Annotated in this window: 22 protein-coding genes; 11 read left to right on the plus strand and 11 right to left on the minus strand. The window is 70.3% G+C overall.

What is annotated here, in order from left to right:
* Window positions 1-5: 5 nt before the first annotated feature.
* From CSW64_RS20320 to CSW64_RS20365, 10 genes are all read right to left on the minus strand, one after another.
* A complete protein-coding gene (locus CSW64_RS20320; protein ID WP_099623812.1) occupies window positions 6-380 on the minus strand; it encodes a hypothetical protein in 375 nt (124 codons plus the stop codon).
* A 155-nt stretch (window positions 381-535) separates the two neighbouring features.
* Window positions 536-2,251, minus strand: a complete 1,716-nt coding sequence (locus CSW64_RS20325; RefSeq protein WP_099623813.1) for a putative porin — start codon at window positions 2,249-2,251, stop codon at window positions 536-538.
* Between the two features lie 20 nt (window positions 2,252-2,271).
* Complete coding sequence (locus CSW64_RS20330) at window positions 2,272-2,982, minus strand: TonB C-terminal domain-containing protein (protein ID WP_099623814.1); 711 nt, start codon at window positions 2,980-2,982, stop codon at window positions 2,272-2,274.
* Entirely contained in the window at window positions 2,982-3,392 is a 411-nt protein-coding gene (locus CSW64_RS20335; protein WP_099623815.1) for an ExbD/TolR family protein, read from the minus strand. Before CSW64_RS20335 ends, CSW64_RS20330 begins: the two co-directional genes overlap by 1 nt.
* Window positions 3,393-3,406: 14 nt before the next feature.
* Window positions 3,407-5,158 (minus strand): MotA/TolQ/ExbB proton channel family protein, encoded by a 1,752-nt coding sequence (locus CSW64_RS20340; RefSeq protein WP_099623816.1) that lies wholly within the window; start codon window positions 5,156-5,158, stop codon window positions 3,407-3,409.
* Complete coding sequence (locus tag CSW64_RS20345; protein WP_099623817.1) at window positions 5,158-6,729, minus strand: ShlB/FhaC/HecB family hemolysin secretion/activation protein; 1,572 nt, start codon at window positions 6,727-6,729, stop codon at window positions 5,158-5,160. The genes CSW64_RS20340 and CSW64_RS20345 overlap by 1 nt, the downstream gene beginning before the upstream one ends.
* A 140-nt stretch (window positions 6,730-6,869) precedes the next feature.
* Window positions 6,870-7,814 carry a FecR family protein gene (locus CSW64_RS20350; RefSeq protein WP_172448637.1) on the minus strand — a complete coding sequence of 315 codons (945 nt, stop codon included), beginning with the start codon at window positions 7,812-7,814 and terminating at the stop codon, window positions 6,870-6,872.
* Window positions 7,815-7,861: 47 nt separating this feature from the next.
* Window positions 7,862-8,407 (minus strand): RNA polymerase sigma factor, encoded by a 546-nt coding sequence (locus CSW64_RS20355; RefSeq protein WP_099623819.1) that lies wholly within the window; start codon window positions 8,405-8,407, stop codon window positions 7,862-7,864.
* A gap of 16 nt (window positions 8,408-8,423) precedes the next feature.
* Window positions 8,424-9,023, minus strand: coding sequence for a TonB family protein (locus CSW64_RS20360; RefSeq protein WP_216361211.1), 600 nt, complete (start codon window positions 9,021-9,023; stop codon window positions 8,424-8,426).
* A gap of 97 nt (window positions 9,024-9,120) precedes the next feature.
* Complete coding sequence (locus CSW64_RS20365) at window positions 9,121-9,783, minus strand: STN domain-containing protein (RefSeq protein ID WP_099623821.1); 663 nt, start codon at window positions 9,781-9,783, stop codon at window positions 9,121-9,123.
* Window positions 9,784-9,899: 116 nt separating this feature from the next.
* Here CSW64_RS20365 and CSW64_RS20370 point away from each other — a divergent pair, with 116 nt between their 5' ends.
* From CSW64_RS20370 to CSW64_RS20400, 7 genes are all read left to right on the plus strand, one after another.
* Entirely contained in the window at window positions 9,900-10,568 is a 669-nt protein-coding gene (locus tag CSW64_RS20370) for an SAM-dependent methyltransferase (RefSeq protein ID WP_172448638.1), read from the plus strand.
* Window positions 10,565-11,089 (plus strand): RNA polymerase sigma factor, encoded by a 525-nt coding sequence (locus CSW64_RS20375; protein WP_099623823.1) that lies wholly within the window; start codon window positions 10,565-10,567, stop codon window positions 11,087-11,089. The genes CSW64_RS20370 and CSW64_RS20375 overlap by 4 nt, the downstream gene beginning before the upstream one ends.
* A 109-nt stretch (window positions 11,090-11,198) precedes the next feature.
* Window positions 11,199-12,143: a FecR family protein gene (locus CSW64_RS20380; protein WP_245863780.1), complete on the plus strand. Its 945-nt coding sequence runs from the start codon at window positions 11,199-11,201 to the stop codon at window positions 12,141-12,143.
* A 31-nt stretch (window positions 12,144-12,174) separates the two neighbouring features.
* The gene (locus tag CSW64_RS20385; RefSeq protein WP_099623825.1) at window positions 12,175-14,583 is read left to right on the plus strand and encodes a TonB-dependent receptor; all 2,409 of its coding nucleotides are present in this window, start codon (window positions 12,175-12,177) and stop codon (window positions 14,581-14,583) included.
* Window positions 14,584-14,667: 84 nt separating this feature from the next.
* A complete protein-coding gene (locus tag CSW64_RS20390; protein WP_099623826.1) occupies window positions 14,668-15,486 on the plus strand; it encodes a glycosyltransferase family 2 protein in 819 nt (272 codons plus the stop codon).
* A 77-nt stretch (window positions 15,487-15,563) separates the two neighbouring features.
* Window positions 15,564-16,301, plus strand: coding sequence for a polysaccharide deacetylase family protein (locus tag CSW64_RS20395; RefSeq protein WP_150131458.1), 738 nt, complete (start codon window positions 15,564-15,566; stop codon window positions 16,299-16,301).
* A 70-nt stretch (window positions 16,302-16,371) separates the two neighbouring features.
* Window positions 16,372-17,034 (plus strand): class I SAM-dependent methyltransferase, encoded by a 663-nt coding sequence (locus CSW64_RS20400; RefSeq protein WP_099623828.1) that lies wholly within the window; start codon window positions 16,372-16,374, stop codon window positions 17,032-17,034.
* Between the two features lie 132 nt (window positions 17,035-17,166).
* Here the strand turns inward: CSW64_RS20400 and CSW64_RS20405 are convergent, their stop codons facing one another.
* Window positions 17,167-17,922, minus strand: coding sequence for a TetR/AcrR family transcriptional regulator (locus tag CSW64_RS20405; RefSeq protein WP_172448639.1), 756 nt, complete (start codon window positions 17,920-17,922; stop codon window positions 17,167-17,169).
* Window positions 17,923-18,015: 93 nt separating this feature from the next.
* Here CSW64_RS20405 and CSW64_RS20410 point away from each other — a divergent pair, with 93 nt between their 5' ends.
* The 4 genes from CSW64_RS20410 to CSW64_RS20425 are packed head-to-tail and all read left to right on the plus strand — an operon-like array spanning window position 18,016 to window position 22,118.
* Window positions 18,016-18,486 (plus strand): MaoC family dehydratase, encoded by a 471-nt coding sequence (locus CSW64_RS20410; protein ID WP_099623830.1) that lies wholly within the window; start codon window positions 18,016-18,018, stop codon window positions 18,484-18,486.
* 7 nt (window positions 18,487-18,493) lie between these two features.
* Complete coding sequence (locus CSW64_RS20415) at window positions 18,494-19,798, plus strand: MFS transporter (RefSeq protein ID WP_099623831.1); 1,305 nt, start codon at window positions 18,494-18,496, stop codon at window positions 19,796-19,798.
* A complete protein-coding gene (locus CSW64_RS20420; RefSeq protein ID WP_099623832.1) occupies window positions 19,795-21,366 on the plus strand; it encodes a class I adenylate-forming enzyme family protein in 1,572 nt (523 codons plus the stop codon). Before CSW64_RS20415 ends, CSW64_RS20420 begins: the two co-directional genes overlap by 4 nt.
* 2 nt (window positions 21,367-21,368) lie before the next feature.
* Window positions 21,369-22,118: an enoyl-CoA hydratase/isomerase family protein gene (locus tag CSW64_RS20425; RefSeq protein WP_099623833.1), complete on the plus strand. Its 750-nt coding sequence runs from the start codon at window positions 21,369-21,371 to the stop codon at window positions 22,116-22,118.
* Window positions 22,119-22,155 lie beyond the last annotated feature (37 nt).

Consider the following 22,155-nt stretch of genomic DNA (forward strand, 5'->3'; position numbering starts at 1 on the left):
CTGCGTCATGGCCGCCCCGAGGGCCGCGGCGGCGGCGTTGGGCGATCAGGACGTTGGGGATACGGCGACCGGCCGAAGTTCGAACCGAGTCGCTGGCGCAGCGCCGCCTGGCTGGCCACGCCCTTGGCGATGTCCGGCGACCGGACGCCGACGACCGGAGAGTCGAAGGCCGCGCGGGCCCGGGACTGGGCGAGTCGCCCGGCCTCCTGCAGCGTCGCCGCGGCGCAGTCGAGATGGCCGGCGCGGGAGCCGGCGACCTCGACCTGCACGCAGACCGTCGCAGGGTCCGCCGGCCTGGGCGGCTCGGTCGTCGTCTGAGCCAGGCTCAGGCCCGGAACCAGCGCCAGCAGAAGGGGGATGAGGCGGGCCGACGCCGACAAGGATACTAAGCATCGGCCCGCCTCCGCCGGCCTGCCCCTTTGGAACCGAACGCAGGGCAGGTCAGCGATCCGAACGAGGCGCATGACGACGACTTCGCGGCCGGGGCCGGCGCAGAGGGGCGCGTGCAAGGCGGAAGCCGTCGTCATGGCGTCGGTCAGAACCGGGTCTGGAGGTCGATCAGCAGCTTGTCGACCGACAGCGGGGCGTCGGCGATCTCCTCGGCCGACAGCCAACGGAAGCCGATTGAGGTGTTCCTGCCGAAGGCGTAGGCGCCGCCGACGGTCCAGCCCTGGGAGTTGGTTCCGCCCAGGTGGAAGTCGCTGTCGGTGAAGGCGTCGAGAACCGCGTCCGACTCCAGGTAGCGGTAGCCGAACGACAGGTTCCAGTCGCCGCGCTCGACCAGGTCGATGTCGCCGACGGTCAGTCGGGTCGACCAGCCCTGCGAGCCGCCGTCCCACTTCCCGGGCACGAGGATCGTGCCGTTGGTGTTCTTGGGATCGGGGATCCGCTGAGTCGGACCGAGGTTGTTGACCGCCCGGGCGCGCATGACCGATTCGTCCACGCCCAGGTTCTTCACGTAGTCGGCCTCGAAACGGACTTTCCAGCCGTTGAAGGCGGCGAAGTCGGCGCTGCCGCGGACGTTGACGATCTCGTAGGGGGAGGCCAGGCCGAAGTACTGGTTCTCGGGGCTGCCGATCGGGTCGTTGGGGTTGGGGACCACGTTGCGGATCGGGAACATGGTGTTGCCGAACTGCTGGAACTGCGGCCGGGTCGGATCGGTGCTGCAGACCACCTCGTAGAACTGGCAGGGCTTCGACACCTCGCCCTGGACGCCCTCGAAGTTGAAGTAGCCGGCCGCCAGCCGCAGGCGCAGGTCGTCGCGCGGCGTCCATTCGACGCCCAGCTGCGAGGCCAGCAGGTACTTGTCCTTGCTGGCGTAGGGTCCGCCCTTGCCCTCCGGCGCGTTGCGCGAGCCGAAGTTGAAGTTGGTGTTGAAGATCGGGAAGGCGCCGACGGTCCCGAACACGGTCAGGTCCGACCGGACCTTCTGATTGAGCGAGAAGGCGACGCCGTCGAAGTTCAGATCGTCGTCGAACAGCAGCTCGCTGGTCCAGAACGGGTTGGCGAAACGGCCCACGTCGACGGCGACGCCCTCGACAGGGGTCAGCCGCAGCGCGGCCCGGTCCAGCCAGATCTCGTACTTGCCGAAGCCGGCGCCGCCGCCCAGGGTCTGGTTGGTCGAGACGGGCGAGGAGTCGTTACCCGTGGCCAGGCGAACCTCGGCCGAGATCCAGTCGTCGATCCGCGCCTTCAGGCCCAGCCGCGCGCGGATGCGCGCGCGCTGCCGATCCTCGCGCGTGTTGAGGTACGGCGGGCCGACATACCCGGGAGTCTTGTCGTTGATGTTCTGGCCGGCGCCGGCGTTGATGGCGCCGAAGTCCTCGAAGATGTCGGCGTTGCCGTCGTCCATGAAGACGCCCTCGCCGCGCACCCGCAGGTCGCCGTAGAGCGTCAGGCGGCGGGTCCACTCCGGCGTCTGGCCGGGCTCGGCCCAGCCCTGGGCCTGAGCCTGGGTCCCCAGCTCGGCCTTCAGCTCGGCCTTGATCTGGTCGCGCACGACCTGCGGGACGTAGGGGATGGTCTGGACGCCGTTGGCGACCCCGCCGGCCGGAACCGGCGGCTTGGCGGGGGCCGTCGTGGCCTCGGCGATCATGGCGTCGGCCTCGGCCCGGGAGACCAGGCCCTTGGCGACCATCAGCTCGAGCAGCTTGTTCGGATCGACGGTCTGGGCGAGCGCCGGCGAGGCCAGCAGCGTGACGCCGGCGGCGCAGGCCAGCAGCGCCGGCTTGAGACGGTTGGTGCGGTTCATTCTCGGTAATCCCCAGAGAGTCAGGCGCCGGTACGGGCGTTCAGTTCGATGCGCATGGCGGGCAGGCCGTCAGGCGGGCGGCGGGACAGGACCATCCCGGTCAGGGCCTTCTGCAGGGCGGCGTCGCGACGCTCGTCCCCCGACCCGCGCAACAGCCGGATCGAGACGATGCGCCCCTCGGCGTCCACCTGGACCAGCAGCTGGCTGGTGTAGCGGCCCCGGCTCAGCGTCCGGTCCGCCTGCACCGCCTGCCGGATCTCGGCGAAGGCCAGTTGGCCGTAGGCGGCGAAGGCGTCGCCCCCGCCGGGACGTCCGCCGATACGGCCGCCGGAGCCGTCGCCGCGCGCCAAGCCGTAGTTGCTCGGTCCGGCCCCTTCGCGGGCCGTCAGGGCGTTGTCGCCCTGGGTCGGCTCGGAGGGCGCCTCGGGCGGCGGGGCCTCGGTCGGCTGCTCCATCGGAATCGGCGTCGGGACCGGCTCTGGCGGCTTTTCCTGCACCACCGGCTCAGGCGGCGGCGGAGGGGGCGGCGGCGGCAGGATCACCCGGGTCGTGCGCAGGGTGTTCGGCCGGTCGGTCACGGTGATCCGGGTCGACATCATCCAGACCAGCGCCACGACCAGGCCGACGCCGAGCACGAGCATCACCCGCCCGAAGGTCACCGGCGAGGACCGGCGGCGCGGCCCCTCCGGCCCGCCGAAGCCGCCTGTAGGGGTCAGAGCGGCGGCGACCATCACGCGCCTCCGCCCGGCGGCCGGGTCGAGGCCATGCCCAGCGACGGGACGCCGACCTTCGAGCACAGGTCCAGGACCTGCATGATCCGGTCGTACTGCACCGTGCGATCGCCGCGCAGGACGATGGCCAGGTCGGGCGTCGTCGCCATGCTGGAGCGCAGTTCCGCTTCCAGCTCCGACAGCGACACCGGCACCGCGTCGATCGACAGGGTGCCGTCGTTGGAGACGGCGATCACCCGCGACTTCGGCTCGTTGAGGGTCTGGGCCGAGGAGGCCGACGGCAGGTCGACCTTGATCCCCTGCACGGCCGCCGTGGTCAGCAGGATGAAGATGATCAGCAGCACGAAGGTCAGGTCGACCAGCGGAGTGATGTTGATCTCGTTGTAGGGTTTCTTGCCCTGGACCTGCATGGCTCGGACCTCCCCTATTCCGCCGCGATCGCGGTGGGGACGTCCTGCCAGGTCTCGGCGATGCGCTTCTCGAGCTCGTCGACGAAGATCTGGTTGTCCGCGGTGATGTCTTCCACGCGGCTCAGCAGGTAGTTGTAGCCGAACAGCGCCGGGATCGCGACGGCCAGGCCGGCGACGGTGGCGAGCAGCGCCGCGGCGATGCCGGGGGCGATGGCGTTGATGTTCACTTCGCCGACCGCGGCCACCATCGCGAAGGTGATCATCACCCCCAGCACGGTGCCCAGCAGCCCGATGAACGGACCGCCGGAGATGGCGATGGTCAGCAGGATCATCCGGGCGTTCAGCCTCTGGCTCTCGCGCACCTGGCCGGCGTCCAGCGCCGAGCGGATGGCGGCGATCGACTGGGCGCGGATGGCGAAGCGCGAGCCGGAGCTGCGGCCTTCCTTGAGGCGGTCGGTCAACTCGCCGCGGCCGATCTGGTAGAGCCGCGCCAGACTGGACTCGTCGGCGTCGGGGCCCGGGTCGAAGGCCGGCAGGCCGTCATGGTCGCCGGCGGTGCGGGCGACGCGGCCGTAGCCGTCCAGGAAAGCCTCGTTGGCCCGACGCACCCGGCTGATCAGCAGACCCTTGGCGATCATCACCCACAGGGCGATGGCCAGCATCACCGCCAGAACGCCGATGACGACCCAGGCGTCGAACGTCAGAGCCTTGAACAGGATGCCGAAATAGTCGTGGCCGCCGCCGGTCTTGGCCTGTTCGGCCGTGTCCGTCGTCACCAGCCGGGCGCCCTGCCCTTCGCTGGCGGCGGCGAGCTGGAAGGCCGCCTCCGGCAGGGCGACGCCGGCCACCCGGAACTCGTCGATCTCGCCCGAGAAGCCCTGGCCCAGCAGCGCTGCCCCGGAGGCCGCCGCCAGCGGACCAGCGACCTCGCCGGCCGGTTGGCCGCCGATGAACAGCCGCGTCGCCTTGCCGTCGTTGACCAGGGCGACATGAGCCCAGGTTCCCGTCGCCAGAGCCGCGCCGGCCGAGCGAGCGCCGTTCGCCTCCACGAACAGCTGGCCGTTCTGGACGACCAGGCTCGCCGCGCCGGGGATGGACAGGATCTGGCCGTCGGAGCCCGGCTTGACCCAGAAGCTGACCGACAGCGGCCCGGCGCCGAACGCCTGGGCCGGGATCTGCGCCGGCGAGCCGCCGTCGAGCAGCAGGCTCTGGCCGATCAGGCCGCCGGCGTTGCGCGCCTCGCCGCCGATGCCGGTCACGCCGCCGGCCGTGGCGTCGCGGGGCGCGCCCGCATTGTCGAAATGCCAGACCAAGCGATAGTCCGGACCGTACGTCCCCGGACGATCCTGTGCGGCCGTCGCCTTGTCGGCGCCGTAGTAGGCGTAGATCGCCGCGGCTTGCCCGGCCTGAAGGCCCTGGACGTCGACCCAGACCAGCGCCTGCTGCTCCTGGGCGTTCCAGCGCTCGATATGGAATTTCAGCGGCGTGCGATCGTCGCCGGCCACGAAGCGCAGGTCCGAACCGTCCGCCTTGGCGTCGGCGAAGTTGAAGTTGCCCGAATGCAGGCGCACCAGCACCGGCGCGCGGGCCACCTCGCCGGTGATTCCGGCGGCGGCGACGTTGAGGTTGATCTTGGTGCGGTAGGCGTAGTCCGCCTCCCACCAGGCCAGCGCCGGGGTCGCCGTCGCGGCCACGGCGACGGCCGCCAGGACGCCGCCCAGGACACCCTTCCTGACGCCCTTTCTCAGGCGTGAACCAACAGACATCAGAATTCCCCCCAGATGCGGAAGCTTACGGAGACCGAACCCGCGGTGCGGCCCGGCATGGAGATCAGGGGCGTGCCGACATCGACCTGCCCGTTGAGGTGTTTGAGAATTCGCCCGTGGACGCCGACGCCCATGCTGGCGAGCTGGCTTGACCGGCGCTGCCCCGGCAGCGGGTCGTGGATCCCGGCGAAGCCGACATCCCAGAAGCCGTAGACGCGCAGTTCGTCGACGCCGCGCAGGTCCGCCAGCAGCGGCTGCGAGCTGACTTCCCACTGCATGGCCAGGCCGTAGTCGCCCATGGCCTCGCTCTCGCGGTAGATGCGCACCGTGTTCTGGCCGCCGAGCGAGAACTGCTCGTTGGAAATCAGCGGCCGGTCGGTCCACTGGCCGGTGAACCGCGCCGCCATCCGCATCTCGTGCGGCAGCTCCTCCTGATAGGAGCCCTCGAGCTTGCTGACGAAGAAGCTGGGGCGGGCGTTGTAGCGCTTGGCGTCGAACACATCGCGACCGTCGCCCACGCCGCGCAGGCCCATCACGCCGGTCAGGGTCAGGTCGCCGCGACGGGTGTCGCCAGACCAGTCGCCGCGCCAGGAGGCGGTGATCGGGAAGTACTCGATCGGCGCCGCCGCGCGGTCCGAGCCGAGGATCACGTCCTCCTTGAAGTTCTTCCAGTCCAGGCCGGCGGTCAGCGAATGATAGAAGCCGTCGCCGCCGCCGAGCGACTGGATCAGCCGCAGGCCGATCAGGTCGCCCTTGCCGATGACGTTGGTCCCGCCGACGACGGCGATCTCGCTGTCGGAGTGGACCACATAGGCCATCGCCTGGGTCCCGACCCGCAGCCGCCGCATGTAGTTGGCGGAAAAGACGGTGCCGTCCTCGGTCCGCCGCGGCGCGGTCTGGGCCGAGAAGCTCAGGCTATCCGGTCCGAACGGGTTGTCGTAGCGGATCGACGCCGCCGCCCGCAGCTCGCTGGTGGCGGCGCTGTAGTAGTTGTTCCATTCGAACGAACCGTGCCAGCCCGAGGCCTCCTCGACGGTCAGCACCACGTCCAGCGTGCCCGGCGCCGCGCCGGCCTTCAGTTCCGGCGTCACCCGGCGAGTCGGGTTCTGGTTCAGGGCGATCACGTCGCGCTGGAAGGCCGGCAGGTTCGGCGTCACGCCCGGCGTCAGGGACGGCGCCTGGGTGCGGACCGCCTCGGCGTTCCTGGCGCCCTGCACCACCACCTGGCCGACCGTCTGCTCGGCGACTTCCAGCTGCAGGATGCCGGTCTCGACCGACTGCTCCGGAATGAACACCGAGACCGCGATATAGCCGCGATCCTCATAGACCTTCTGCAGCGCCGCCCGCGCCGCCTCGATGTCGTCCGCCGTCCGGTCCGGCCCCATGAACGGATACACCGCCCGCTCGACCGCGTCGGACGGCAGCACGGTGTTGCCCTTCACCTGAAACGCGCGGACCTCGAACCGCGCCGCCTCCTGCGCCAACGCCGGCGCGGCGACGGCCAGAGCGACGGCCAGCACGGGCGCCGCCGCCACGCCTCGCAGGAGGCGGTGTTTCTCGTGATCCAGCATCAATCCCCCGTTGATGCGGCGGCCGAGGGAGCGGCCGACGCCTCGCACTTGGTGTCAGGGGAGAGACACGCGCCCTTCCGACAGGCGCAAAGAAATCGCGTGAAGTTTTCGCGACACCTTCCGTCGTCGGAACAACGCCGTTACGCGATCACCACGACGCCGCCCGGCAGGCGGGTGGCGCTGACCCCGTAGGCCAGGCGAAGCTGGTCGACGATCTGATCGATCTGATCGGTCTGGAACGCGCCGTTGACCCGGCGGTCGCGCAGGCCGGCGCTGGCGATCACGATACGCCCCTCACGATAGCGATTGATCTCCTCGATCACGTCGCCCAGCCGCTCGTTGCGGAAGAGGAGCAGGCCCCGTCGCCAGGCCCCTTCCGCCTCCGGATCAATCGGGACTGCCGGCATGACGCGGCGTTGGTCGTAGGTCAGGCTGTGGCGCGGCGGCAGGGCGACGGCGCCCCCGGCGGCGCGGACCTGGGCCGAGCCTTCCAGGCAGGACACCCGAACCTCGCCATCAAGGCAGCGCAGCGCCAGCCGCCCTTGCCCCAGAACGGTCTCGCCGCCCTGGGCGAAGACTGTCGCCGGCGGACGCCCCGAGCCCCGCGCCCAGACCATCGCCTCGCCGCTCAGCAACTCGAAGGCGGCCCCGCCGGCGTCTGGACGCAGCGCGATCCGGGTCAGGGTGTTGAGCTCGACCGATACGCCATCCGCCAGTTGCAGCGCCTTGGTCTCGCCCTTGGCGGTTTCATAGTCGGCGGCCGGCGGGATCAGACCGACGCGTCCGCCGCGCCCCGCCAGGACGACGACCCCGGCCGAGGCGGCGGCGATCGCCCCGCCGATGATCAGCCGGCGGCTCGGGCCGGTCCTCGTCGACGCCGAGCGCCCATCCGGCCGCCGGGTCCGGAGTTCGGCGGCGGCCGTCCGGGCCAGGCCGTGCACCCGCGCCGCCCTGGCGAAGGCCGCCTCATGGCATGGGTCCGCGCCGCGCCAGGCGGTCAGCGACCGGGCGTCGGCCGTCGTCGCCTCTCCGGACAGGAGGAGGCTTACCCAGGTCTGGGCCTGCCGGGCGACGTCGTCGCTCACCGCTCCCTCCCGCCGGGTTTCATTGCTGTCCAGGCCGCCATCATGAGTCATGACACGCCACCGGCGGATCGGCGCAACGGAACGACCCTGGGTTGGTTCAGAATCCGCTGCAGGTCCTCGGCGGCGAGCTTCAACTCGTGTTGCACGGTCCGCTGCGCCACGCCGTGGCGATCGGCGATCTCGGCGGTCGACAGCCCGTCCAGCCAAGCCGCCGTACAGATCGCCAGGCGCCGGGGCGACATCCGCGACATCGCCTCCTTCACCAGGGTCAGATCCGAGCGCGCCTCGGCGATGGAGGCCGGGTCCGGCGTCTCGTCGGGAACCTCCAGCAGGGCCGAGACCTCGTCGAAGGTCAGCAGCCGTTTGTCCTTCCGCCGCGCGTTCGCCGCGATGTTCAGGGCCATGCGGTAAAGGTAGGCCGTCGGGTGCCGAACCTCCTGCTCGGGACCCGTCGTGGACAGTTTGACGTAGGCGTCCTGCAGGGCGTCGCGCGCCTGCTCACGCGAGCCGAGGCGCGCGCTGACGCCCGCGAGCAGCGTCTCGTACTTTTCGACGAGGTGCCCGCGAAGACGCGCTGCGGCGTCGCTCACCATCGGATAGGTGCGCCGTTCAACCGGCGCTCCGCGTGACCGTGGCGTACTTCAGCGGCACGATCAGGTCGATCGCCCCGGGCAGGCTGGCCGGCAGCACCGGCAGCGGCTCGGCCCGGCGAAGGGTCTGCAGCGCCGCTTCATCCAGCATCACCACGCCGGAGCTGGTCTCGATCCAGGCGTCCATGACATGGCCGTCGCGGCGCACGATCAGCGCCACCCGCACCATGCCGCTCGGCTGCGGCGACAGGCCGGTCTCCGGATAGCGGTGGAAGCGGGCCAGATGCGTTTCCAGACGCCGATAGTAGTCCGAAACGGCGCCGGGATCCGGCGCGGCGGCCTGGATCGGCTCCGACCGGCCGGGCGAGGCCGCGCTCGCGACGTCGGGCGAACCGGCCACGCCGGAAGGACGCGTATCGGCTGCATCGGACGGACCGCCGGCGGCTTCCGACACCGTCGCCGCCTCTTGGCTCGCGGCGCCGGTCGCCGGCGCGGCGGAGATCAGATCGACCGTGACGGCGTTGGGAGCGGTCGGGGCGACCGGCCGGCCGTGCGGCGCCGTCGCGGTGGCCAGGAAGATCGCCGCGGCGCCTCCATGCAGGAGCGTCGAGGCCGCCATGGCGAGAAGCCCGTTACGCGACATCGGAAGCCCGGCCCGCCCTGAGTCCCAGAAACCTGGGCCTCCCTAGTTCGCCTCCACGACAGAACCGTGACGGTCAGGGGCGGTGGCGGACGCGGAACTCCATCCGCATCGGCTGGGGCAGGTTTGGCGGAGGGACCGGAAACAGCATGGCGCTCGCGGCGGCGAGGAAGGCCCGATCGCGCGTCTGATCGCCGGATCCGGTGATGACCTCGACCCGCCGCGCCGCGCCAACGTCGTCCACCCAGAAGCGGGCGCTGACGACATAGTCGCCGCTCGACAACGCCGGGTCGGACCGCAGCCGCTCGACGATCTGGCGCTGGACGCTTTCTGCATAGGCGCGAGCGGCCGGGTCCTCTCCCGACCGACCGATGACCGGCGCCGCCGTGGCCGTGATCGGATTCAGCGCCACCGCCGATCCGGAGCCGGCGTAGATGACGACGGCTCCGCCCTGGGTGAATCGTGCGCTCAGTCCGGTTCCGGCCAACAGCAGGACCAGCGCCTCCCGCGGCTGCATCTCGCCCGAAACCGCCGCCGACCGCCGGTCGGCCGCCAGGGCGCTGTCGTAGAGCATCGGCAAACCGGTCGCGGCGGAGAAAGCGGCCAGCGCCTGGTCGAGCGGCTGGGCCGGAATCTGGAATCGACGCGCCGCGAAGGCCGCGGCCGGGTCGGCGACCGCGACGGCCAGCGCCAGGGCCGCCAGCCCCACGCCGCATCGATGGTCGAGCCAAAGCGACATCGTCCAAACCTCGTTTGTCGCGGGTCCTTAGCACGACGAGCGGGCGACCGGTCCACGCCGCTCTTGGCGTTTCTGGGCAAACAGCGCAAATCATGCAGACGCCCAGCGGAATCCTCATGGCCTACCTTCGTCTTCGTCGCATCCTCGAGTTGGCCGTCCTGGACCGCCCCGGCTTGCAATGGCTGCTGGGCGACCGGGGGGGACGAAGCGAGAGACGCGCGCCCGCCGAGCACTGGGAGACGCTCCACCGGACGGGGACCTATGACGCCCTGATGGACGAGGGACGACGCGACCACCTGCGCCTGCTCGCGGCCATGATCGCCGAACGCCGGCCCGGCGCGCGCGTGCTGGAGATCGGCTGCGGCCAGGGCGCCTTCTACGCGGCGCTCCGCAGTCATGGTCCCGCCGCCTATCGGGGCGTCGACATCGCGCCCGCGGCCATCGCGCGGGCTCAGGAGACCTTCGCCGCCGACATCGAACGCGGCCTCGCCCATTTCGAAGCGGGCGACGGCGCCGAGCTTGGCCTGGAGGGCGGCTTCGACGCCATCGTCTTCGCCGACAGCATCGAGTACCTCGGCCCGATCGACGAGGTCCTGGCGCGCTTCGGCCCTCTGCTCGCTCCCGACGGCGTCTTCGGCGTGACCCAATGGCTAGCGCCGCACCCGCTGCGGCTCTGGGGCGCGCTCAAGCCCAAGCTCCATCTGCGCGATGAGGCTCTGGTCAGCGCGCCGTGGGGCGGGGCTTGGCAGGTCTGGACGGGCCGACCACGTCCGGGGCCGTCATGACCCCGATCGAGTCGCGCCCCTCCCTGCTCATCGAGACCTATCTTGCTCGGCGAGAGAGCCTGGTCCGCTTCTTCGCCGCGCGGGCGGGCTCGCGCCAGGCGGCCGAGGATCTCGCCCAGGAACTCTACCTGAAGCTCGCGGAGACCGAGGTCGGCGACGTTCAGAATCCACTCGCCCTTCTCTACCGGATCGCGACCAACCTGATGCTCGACCGCAGCCGCAGCGCCGCCCGGGCAGGCGCGCGCGACGCGGGCTGGCGCCAGGTCAACCACGCCCAGATCCATGGCGAAGACGTCGCCGACCTGCCGCCGCCGGACGAGGCCGCCGCCTCGCGCGAACGCCTGCGCCAGCTGGTCCAGGCGGTGGAAGCGCTGCCGCCCCAGATGGGCCGCGCCTTCAGGCTGCACAAGCTCGACGGCCTAAGTCACGCCGAGACCGCACGGGTCATGGGCCTGTCGGTCAAGCGAGTGGAGAAGCATATCAGCGCGGCCCTCAAGGCGCTCAGCCGGGGCTTCCCATGAAAAGGTTCGAGGATAACACGCCGACGAGCGGGGGGTGCGGGCTCGCGGCGACGTCATCAGGGATAGCGGGGTCTCTCCGCGGCACGTCAAGGGACGGGACATGACGGGCATGGACGACAGGCTGGACGAGGCCGGGGACTGGCTCGTCCGCTTACAATCTGACGCGCTCAGCGAGGAAGACGCGCTGGCGTTCGACGCGTGGCTGGCCGCCTCGCCTGAGAACGGCCGCGCCTACGATGCTGTCGTGGCGGCGTCGCATGAGATCGACGCGAACCGCATGGCGTTGCGGCTCGCCTTGTCGGCCCAGCGCACTCGCAATCCGATCGTCTCGCGGCGACGCCTGTTCTGGGGCGGCGGGCTCGCCGCGGCGGCGATCGCGGCCTCCGCGGCGATCGTCGTGCTTCCGGCCGGCGTCCAGACCTACGCCACCGCCCCGGGCGAGCGTCAGCGCATCCAGCTGGCGGACGGCTCCAGCCTCGAACTCAACGGCGCGACCCGCCTCAGCGCCCGCATGACCGGCAAGATGCGGCGGATCGAGCTGGAAGTCGGCGAAGCGTCGTTCGACGTCGCCCACGACGCCAACCGTCCGTTCCTGGTCGACACCGGCGACAGCGCCGTGCGTGTCGTCGGCACCCAGTTCAATGTGCGACGCCGCGGCGGCCGCGTCGCCGTGGCGGTCGCTCGCGGCGAGGTCGAGGTCGGCCCGGACGGCGGCGGCCTTCGCCAGCATTATCGCCTGCGCCCAGGCCAGCGCCTCGACCACGCCGAGGGCGCGACCGACGCCCGGATCACCAGCGACGCGGCCCAGGCGGCCTTTGGATGGCGTGCGGGGCGGCTGATCTATCGCAACGCCACTCTCGGCGAGGTGGTCGAGGACCTGAACGCCCAGTTCGCCAGGCCGATGCGCGTCGCCGATCCACGCCTCGCGGCCGTGCGGGTCTCCGGCGTGCTGGTGCTCGACGATCAGCAGGCGGTCATCCGCCGGCTTGCGCTCCTCACGCCTATCGAGGCAAAAGAAGAGTCCTCGGGAGTGCTGCTACAACGCGCCCCATAATGCTGATGGGGCCGTGGTCCAGTCCGGGCGATTGATACTGACCCTCTTCAGCGGCGCCCTTCTGTTGGCCGTCGCGGGACCGGCGTTGGCCGCCCCCAAGCGGACGGCCTACGACATCGACCCCAAACCTCTGCCGGAAGCCTTGATAGACTTGGCGGTCCAGGCCGACATTTCCATTCTCGGCACCGACGCCTGCCGCCGCGGGGACAGGCGCGGCCTGCGAGGCCGCTACACCCTGGACGAGGCCCTCCAGCACCTGCTTGCCGGCGCGCCCTGCTCCTATCGGATCGTCGATGCGCACACGGTCGCGCTATCGGCGCGGCAGGCGCCGCAGATCTTCGCCGTCGCACCGCCCGGTCGCCGTAAGGCGCCGCCGCCGGAACCGCCGCCGCCAGCGCCTTCGCCGACCTTCGAGATAGAGGAACTGGTCGTGCACAGCGCCAAGCGCGAAGTCACGCTGGGCGAACTGTCGGCTGCAGCCAGCATCCTGGCCGGGCGGGGCATCGCCGCCATGGGGGCGGTCGACGTGACCGGCACGACCGGACAGCTCACCGGCCTGCACATGACCAATCTCGGCCCTGGCCGAGACAAGCTGCTGATCCGCGGCCTTTCCGATGGAGCGTTCACCGGTCGCGCCCGTTCGACCGTCGCCACCTTCCTGGACGACCTGCCGATCAACTACAGCGCGCCGCATCCGGACCTGCGCTTCGTCGACGTCAAACAGATCGAAGTTCTGCGGGGACCGCAGGGCTCGCTCTACGGCGCCGGCGCGATCAGCGGCGTCTATCGCATCGTCACCAACAAGCCGGACCTGGAGAACGAAGGCGGTTCTCTCGCCGTATTCGGCTCCGTCACGAAGGGCGGAGCTCCCAGCGGCGCCGTCGAAGGCTGGTTCAACGTGCCCGTCGTTCCGGATCGTCTCGCGATGCGGGTCGTCGCCTACCACGAGCGGCTCGGCGGCTATCTCGACGACGTCAACATGCGTCGCTCCAACGTCGATCGCACCACGCGCTCCGGCGGGCGCGTCTCCATGCGGGTCGAGTTGTCCGACACTTTCCACCTGGACCTCTCGACGACCGGCCAGCAGCTCGACACCAACGACACCAAGTACACGACCCAGATCCTCAGCCCGGGGAAGCGCGCCAATCGCGTGCAGGAGACCCATCGCAACGACTTCTTCCAGACGGCCCTGTCGTTGCACGGCGAGTTCAAGGGCGTGCGCTTCAGATCCTCGACCGGCTTCATCCGCCACGACTACGCCAGTCAGTACGACGCGTCGGCCATTCTCGACCCCGCCGACGAGTTCGACCTCGGCGTCTACCGCGAAAGGGCCCGCGTCGACCTAGCGGTTCAGGACACCTCGTTCAGCGTCTCGAACCCGACAGGACTGTCCTGGCTGCTGGGGATCTACGGCTCACGCTCGCGCGAACGCTCGCCTTCCGAGCTGCACCTTCGCAGTCGCTCCGTCGTGGTTCCGGTCTATGTCGAAGATCGACGCGACACGATGCGGGAGCTGGCGATCTACGGCGAGATGTCCTACCGCCTGTCCAACGGCTGGAGCGTGGCGGCCGGCGCTCGCGCCTTCGAGACGTCGATCGACACGGAAGCCTTGATCGATGCGCCGCAGATCAGCCAGCAACGGCCGTTCAGCGCCAAGTCCCGCACCTCGGGCGTCTCGCCGAAGGTCTCGGTTCAGTACGAGTTCCCCTCCGGCGGCATGATCTACGCCCTGTTCTCCGAGGGCTACCGCGCGGCCGGCGCCAACTCGAGCGGTCTCAGGACGCCGCTGTCCTACGTCAAGTTCGATGCGGACCATCTGCAGAACTTCGAAATCGGAGCCAAGCTGCGGCTCGCCGACGGCCGCCTGCGCCTGACGGGGGCGATCTTTCACGACCTGTGGACCGACATTCAGACCGACGGCTTCCTGGGCTCGGGCCTCGCGCTCACCGCCAACGCCGGAGACGCGCGGGTCACGGGCCTGGAGCTCGAAGGGGCGCACGACTGGGATTCCGGTCTGTCGATGCGCGCCAACGTCACCTTCTCGGATTCCGAACTGACCCGCGCCAATCGCGGCTTCACGTCGTCCTTGGGTCGCGGACTGCCCGGCGTGCCTGAGATCACCGGAGGCGTCCTGATCACCTACCGTCGGCAGCTCGGCGATGGTTTGGAGCTGCAGCTGGTGGGCGAGGCCAGCTACGTCGGCTCGTCGCGCATCTCGTTCGATCCCCGCTTCGCGCCGAGCTCGAACGCCTACATCCGCGATCGGATCGGCGCGGATCTGTCGGCCGGCCGGTGGCGGTTCGGCGCCTTCGTCTCCAACATCACCGACGCGTCGGGCGACACCTTCGCCTATGGCAACCCGTTCAGCTTCGGCCAGGTCCGCCAAACCACGCCACAGCGTCCGCGGACCTTCGGCCTGCGCCTCTCCGCCGACTTCTGAGCCCGCGACGGGGGGGAGGCGTACTGCGGCGGCGTCGTATTCGTGCGGGCGCCCTTCGCGCCCGCCGATTGCGAAGGGGGTCACATGCGTCTGTCCGGCCTGGTATGCGCGCATAACGAAGAGGCGCGGCTGGCCGAATGCCTTCGGGCGCTCGCCTTCTGCGACGAAGTGGTGGTCGTAGCCGACCGCTGCACCGACCGCACCCAGGAGATCGCGCGCCACGCCGGCGCCAAGGTCATCGACGGCGTCTTTCCGTTGGAAAGCCAGAGGAAGATCGCCGGGGTCGAGGCCTGCGGCGGAGATTGGGTCATCGAGGTCGACGCCGATGAACTGATCGACACATCGCTCGCCGACGAGATCCGCAGGACGATCGAATCCGCGCCGAACGGCGACTACTTCCAGATTCCGATCGACAACTACGTCGGCGCCACGCTGGTGCGGAACGGCTGGGGGGGCTCTTTCGGCACCTCCAGCGTCGCTCGCCTCTATCGCCGCCAGACCAAGCATTGGAAGCCGCAGCGCGTGCATCCCGGCGTCACCTTCGATGGCCGGCTGGCCGGCTCGCTGCGCGGCGCGATCAAGCACAAGGTCGACGACGACATCGGCGACATGATCGATCGCCTGAACCGGTACACGGCGCTTCGCGCCCAGGACCTGGCCGACTCCGGCAAGCCTGGAAAGCTGTGGGACAACGTGTTCCGAGGCTTCCGTCGCTTCTACAAGTGCTACGTCAATCGCAAGGGGCGCACGGAAGGCGATCTCGGCTTCCTGATCGCCCTGATGGCCGGCCTCTATCCCGTGCTCTCCCACCTGCGCGCCAAGGAGATTCTCCAGGACCGCGCCCGAGCCGCCGCGGCGCCGGCGCGGGACCTGCCTGACGTCGTCGGGCTGCGCGCCCGCTGACCTTGTCGCCGCCCGCCTCCATGATCGGGGCGAGGATCGAGCTCCTGCGCCTGCATCAGGAGCTCGCGCGCTGGCGCATGGCCGATCGCCAGGCCCGGTTCTGGTGGCGCGACGACGATGCGCGCGGTTCGACGCCCCGACTTGGCCGCCTGCTGGAGATCGCGGAGCGACACCACGCCCCGCTCACCCTGGCCGCCATCCCGGATCCGGCGAACGTCGAGCTTCCGGCCTGCCTCGATCGGGCGCCGGTCGACCTGGTCCAGCATGGGATCGACCATCTGAACCGCCGCTCCGGCCCGGCTGCGGGCGAGCTGCCGCATGACTGGCCGCTCGACCGGCTGGTGGCAGAGCTGACGCGCAGCCGCGCCGCCCTGCCGCCCCAGACCGCGCCGATCTTCGTGCCGCCGTGGAACGACGTGCACCCGCAGTTGCCCGCCGCCCTGTCCGTCAGCGGCTTCACAGGCTGGTCCGCCTGGCCGGGCGCCGCCCCCGCTGAGGGCGGTCCACGACGCATCGACGCTCACGTCGACCTGCTCCGCTGGCGCGGGGGCGCCCGCTTCCGCGGGTACGGCCGGTTGCTCAAGGCCTTTCGCGCCGCCCTGGCGGATCGCCGACGGCGAGGCGACTGGAACGCCCCGATCGGCCTGCTCACGCATCACCTGGACCACGACGAACCCGCCTGGGCCTGCCTCGACTGGTTCCTCGGCCGTTTCCGCACGCATCCCGCCATAAGCTGGCGCTCGCTGAAGAGCTTGATCGCCGAGGCCGAGCCGCCCTCTATCCCTCCCTTCGGCGGCCAGCCACACTCTTCCTGACGTCCTTGCGTCTTCGGACCGCGCTCACTTCCACCACGAACCTGTTTCGGCAAAACCCCTTGGAGCAACCATGGCCTACCTGCGCTGGCGTCGTTTTCTCGAGCTGACCTCCCTCGACCACCCCTGGGTGGGCGAGATGTTCATGCGCCGGCGAAATGAGAACCCCGCCGCCCCGGACGCCGAGACCTGGGACAAGGCCTACAAGGAAGGGGTCTACCAGCGTCTGCTGCGTTCGGAGCAGCGTCACCACCACCGGCTTCTCGCGGGCCTGGTCACCGAACACTGCGCCCGACCGAGAATTCTCGAGATTGGCTGCGGCGAAGGCGCCTTCTATGACGCTGTCCGGCCGTTCTCGCCCGCTCGCTACCTGGGCGCCGACTTCTCTCCGCAGAGCATCGATATGGCCAACGCCCGGCTGGCCGGGGACCTGAGCCCCGGAAAGGTCGATTTCGTCGTCGGCGACGGCAGGGCCTTTGTCACGGACGAGCAGTTCGACGCCATCGTCTTCCCCGAATGCATCGAGTACCTCGGCGATCCGGACGAGCTGTTCGCGCACTATGCGCGCAACCTGGCGCCCGGCGGCCTGTTCGGCGTCACCCAGTGGCTGGGTCTGAAGCCGCTGCGCACCTGGCGTGCGATCAAGGCCAGCACCGACATCGTGGACGAGGCCGTGGTCAACACGCCGTGGGGCGGCGCCTGGCAGGTCTGGACCTGTCGCCGTCGGGGGGCCTGAGGCTCGACGCCTGGTCAATCCGCGACGCGCTCTTCCCCGCAGGCGCTGCCTCTGGCCATGGACCGGAAGCAGCGCGTCGCCACAGGCCCGCCCTCAGGTCGGATAGGCCAGGTTCGGCCCGCCCCGCGCTCGCTAGAGCGAGATCGGTTCGCGTCCGGCCGAGCCTTCGAGCGGGGAGCCGCCGAACACCCAACCGCTGAGCGCCTTCACATCGGCCGGCAGGTCCGGCATCGCCGCGTCCGGATAGAGGACGCGCAGCCAGATCACGCTGGCGGCGTCGGCGACGACGTCGTCGCCGGCCCCCAGTCGGTCGGTCAGCTGGACGAAATCCGGATCCGGATAGACGATCAGCTTACGGACGACCTCGTCCATCATCGCGCCGAGCAATTGCACCATCAGCATCACAGGCCCATCGCTCAGTCCCTCGCGATGGCGCAGCACGCTGGCCGTCACCCGCCGGTACCAGGCGCTGTTGGTCTGCTGGGCGAGGCGGGCGAATTCCGGCGCCTGGTCCCCTAGCTGCAGGATGCACCGCACCAGGCCAGGGTTGGCCCGGCAGAGAGCCAGCCAGCGACGATTGGCGAACCGGATGGATTCGAAGGCGGACCGCTCTCGCGGCGGGTCGATGTGGATCGGGAAGAAATCCTCGAGCAGGCTGGTCAGCACCGTCAGCGCCGCTTCGGTCTTGTCCTTGAAGTAGACGTAGAACGACCCCTCCGCGACCTGCGCCGTCTCGGTGACATCGGTCACCCGCATGGCGTGATAGCCCTTCTGCTCCAGGACCTTGGCCGTCGCGATCTTGAGCCGCTCGCGCGTGCGCTGGCCCTTCTGCTTGGGCGGGTCTTCCCGGAGCCGGATCTCCAGATGGTCGATGAATGAAAGCGTCATGCGATTCCCGTTTCCGCCATCCAGCATATCGACGCGTTGACGAATTTCCAAAATTGAGGTCAATCTCATAAATATCGATAAACGAGAGATCGCATGTCCCAGTCCGCCCCCACCGCCTTCATCGATGTTCCCCCCGGCCAGGAGGTCGGATGTTCGGACTGGATTCTCGTCGACCAGGCGATGATCGACGGGTTCGGCGCCGTCACCCTCGATCCCGATCCGATGCACATCGACCCGGAGTGGGCGGCGGCCGGGCCGTTCGGCGGCACGATCGCCTTCGGCTTCCTGACCATCTCGCTGCTGACCCCCATGATGCATTCGGCGATGGGCACGGCGCCGCGTAAGGAGAGCGCCGGCCATTACCTGAACTACGGCTTCGACCGTCTGCGGCTGGTCGCCCCGGTGCCGGTCGGCTCGCGCATCCGCGGCCGCTTCGTGAAGCTGCGCCAGGGCGAGGACGAGAAGGGCCGGCTGTTGAGCACCTTCGAGGCCACCATCGAGATCGAAGGCGCCGAGCGCCCCGCCCTGGTCGCCGAGTGGCTGTCGATCTGGGTTCCGGCCTGAGCCGCCGATGACCGCCTTCCCCCGCCTGCGTCGCCCCGAAGTGCTCGCCTACGCGGCGGGGTCCTTCGGCACCGGCGTCTTCTCGACCGTCCCGACGGTGCTGCTGCTCTACTTCTGCACCGAGGTGTTGCGGATCGCGCCTGGCTGGGCCGCCGCGCTGGTCTTCCTGCCCAAGGTCTGGGCGATCGTCTGGGATCCGTTCGTGGGGGCCTGGTCGGACCGCACCGCCGGGCCGCTCGGTCGGCGGCGTCCCTTCCTGATCGCCGGGGCCGTGGGTGTGGCCGTCGCCTTCGTGGCCGTGTTCACGCCCCCGTCGATCGGGGCCGTCGGGCTGCTGGCCTGGACCGCGGCCAGCTATTTCGCGCTCGCCACGCTCTATTCGCTCTTCGCCGTGCCCTATGTGGCGATTCCGGCGGAGATCGGCCAGGACGCCGCCGAGCGCAGCCGTCTGGTCTCCTGGCGAATGGCCGTGGCCATGATCGGCGTGATGGCCGGCGCCGGGGTCGCCCCGCTGGTTGTGGAGGCGGCCGGTGGCGGCCGGGCAGGCTACGCCGTCATGTCCCTGACGATCGCCGCGGTCTGCGCGCTGGCGATGACCGGCCCGGTGCTGATGCTGCGTCATCGCGACATCGCCCTTCCCCGGCCGACCGGCCCGCAACCCTCGCTGTGGAGCCAGCTCGGTCGCGCCTTCCGCCACCAGCGGTTCCGTCGTCTGGCCCTGGCCTACGTCATCCAGCTCTGCGCGGTCGGGGCGGTCTCGGCCGCCATTCCCTACCTGGTCATCAAGGCGTTCGGCCGCAGCGAGGGCGACATCGGACTGGCCATGCTGGCCATGCTCGGCGCCACGACCCTGGCCGTGCCCGTCTGGTCCTGGATCGGTCGGCGGATCGGCGAAACGCGCGCGCTCGGCATGGCCGTCGTCGCCTTCGCCCTCAGCGCCGGCGGCCTGGGCTGGGCCGCCCACACGCATCTGGCCTGGGCCGCCGCCCTGCCGCTGTTCGCGTTCGCCGGCCTGCCCTTCGCCGGCATGCAGGTGCTGCCCTACACCCTGGTCGCGGACCTCATCCACGCCGAAGCCCATGACAGCGGCGACGAAGGCGTCTTCACCGGCGTCTGGACGGCGACCGAGAAACTCGGCCTCGCCCTCGGCCCCGCCCTGGTCGGCCTGGCCCTGAACCTCGTCCATGGGCGGATCGACGGCCTGGCCAAGCTGGCCGCCGTCGCGCCGGGCGTCCTGGCGCTCGCCTCCCTGCCCTTCCTGTTCGCGGCCGCCCGAGGCGCCGCCCCCCTGCAGCCGAAAGCCGCCGCATGACCCCGCCGCCCCTCCTGCCCCGGATCAGCGACTACACGGCCTGGCTGGCCGAGCGCCGACCGGACGCCGAAGCCTTGGTCGTCGACGACCGGCGCATCAGCTTTCGCCAGTTGCACGAAGCCGTGGAAGCGCTGGCGCGCGCCCTGCTCGCGGCCGGCGTCGGCAAGGGCGACCGCGTGGCGACGCTTCAGACGCCGCACCCCGACTACCTGATCGCCTTCCTCGCCACGGCCTCGATCGGCGCCATCTGGGTCGGCCTCAACCCGCGCTACCAGCGCGGCGAGATGACCCAGGTTGTGGTCGACGCCCGGCCCAAGGTGCTGATCACGCGCACCCGGATCGACGGCCGGGACTACGACGCCGACCTCGCCGCGCTGCGGGCGGCCACGCCAGGCCTGCGCGCCATCGTGGCGTTCGACGGCGACCCCGTCGGCGCGGGAACGGCGGCCATGGCCGACTTCCTGGCCGCCGGAACGGCCGTCGCCGACATGACCCTGACCGCCGCGCGGGCGGCCTGCGGCGAGCGCGATCCCTGCCTGATCGTCTACACCTCCGGCTCCACGGGGTCGCCCAAGGGCGCCCTGCTGGCGCACGACGCCATCGCCCGCTTCAGCCTGGAACAGAACCGGCTGTGGCCGCTCGAGCCGTATCGCACGGTGAACTATTTCCCGATCAATCACGTCGGCTGCGTGATCGACGTCAGCCTGCCCTGCCTTCTGGCCGGCGGGACGATGATCTTCATGGAGCAGTTCGATCCCGCGGGCTGCCTGGCGCTGATGGAGCGCGAGAAGGTCACGCTGTGGGGCTCGGTGCCCAGCGTCTTCCAGCTGCAGCTCGCCCTGCCCGACTTCGACCGCTACGACCTGTCGGCGGTCCAGATGATCCTGTGGGAAGGCGCGGCGATGCCCGTCGAGCTGATCGAGCGCCTTCAACGGGTCCAGCCGCGGATGGCCACCAACTACAGCATGACCGAGGCGATGGGGATCACCATCGTCGAGCCCACCAGCGATCTGGACGTCCTCAGCCAGACGGTCGGCGAGGCCTTCCCGGGCGTCGAGATCCGGCTGGCCGACAGCGAGGACGAGGCGGTTCCCGACGGCGAGGCCGGCGAGGTCCAGATCCGGTCGCCGCTGAATCTCCTCGGCTACTGGAATCGTCCCGACGCGACGGCCGCCGCGTTCTCGGCGGACGGGTTCTTCCGGACCGGCGATCTGGCCGAGCGTCGACCGGATGGCCGCTACCGCATCGTCGGACGGCTGAAGGAGATGTACAAATCCGGCGGCTACAACGTCTATCCGCGCGAGGTCGAGGCGGCGATCGAGGCCCACCCGGCCGTCGCCCAGGCCGCCGTGGTCGCCGCCCCGGACCCCGTTTGGCAAGAGGTCGGCGTCGCCTTTGTCCAGCCGGACGGCGCGCTGGACGCCGCCGAGCTCGAAGCGCACTGCCGGGGTCGCCTGGCCAACTACAAGATCCCGAAGCGGTTCGTCATCGAGCCGAACCTGCCCCTTCTGCCGATCGGCAAGATCGACAAGGTCGCGCTCAAGCGCCGCGCCGCGCAGGAGGTCTAGGCATGCGTGCGGTTCTCTATGCCGAAGACGCCGGCGTCGCCCGCGTCACCCTCAACCGGCCCGATCGGCTGAACGCCATCAACGCGGATCTGGCCGCCGGTCTGGCCGCCGCCCTGGCCCGTGCGGCGGCGACCCGCTCCGTCGAGGCGATCATCCTGGCGGGCGCGGGTCGCGCTTTCTGCGCCGGGGACGACCTGGAGGAGCTGGCCGCCGGCCAGGTCGACGCACGCGGGGCGGAAGCCTTCATCGGCCACCTGCAGGACGCCACTCGGACGATGATGTTCGGCGGCAAGCCTGTGATCTGCGCCGCGCAGGGCTGGATCGTCGGCGGCGCCGCGGCCTGGGTCCTGAACGCGGACTTCAGCATCGTGGCCGACGACGCGACCCTGTTCTGTCCGGAAGCGTCTCATGGACTGTTTCCCACGGGCGGGGCCAGCCTGCTGCTGCCGCAACGGGCGGGTTCGGCTGTCGCCAACCGCGTGCTTTGGCTCGGCGCGCGCCTGTCCGCCCAGCAGATGGTCGATCACGGCCTGGCGCACGCGAACGTTCCCGCCGACCGCCTCGCCGGGGAGGCGGAGGCCCTGGCCCGACGTCTGCTGGCCCTGCCCCCAGCCTCCCGACGCCGCCTGAAGCAGGCGCTGGCCGACGACCTGCGGGACCGGCTGGAGCTGGCCCTGGACTTCGAGGCTCGCTGCTGCCTGGAGGCCGCTCAGGACCCGGCGGTTCGCGCGCGCGTCGCCGCCCGACGCTGAGAAAAAGAAGGGCCTCCCCTCAGGACGAGAAGGGAGG

It is taken from the genome of Caulobacter mirabilis, from assembly GCF_002749615.1.
Taxonomy (GTDB): domain Bacteria; phylum Pseudomonadota; class Alphaproteobacteria; order Caulobacterales; family Caulobacteraceae; genus Caulobacter; species Caulobacter mirabilis.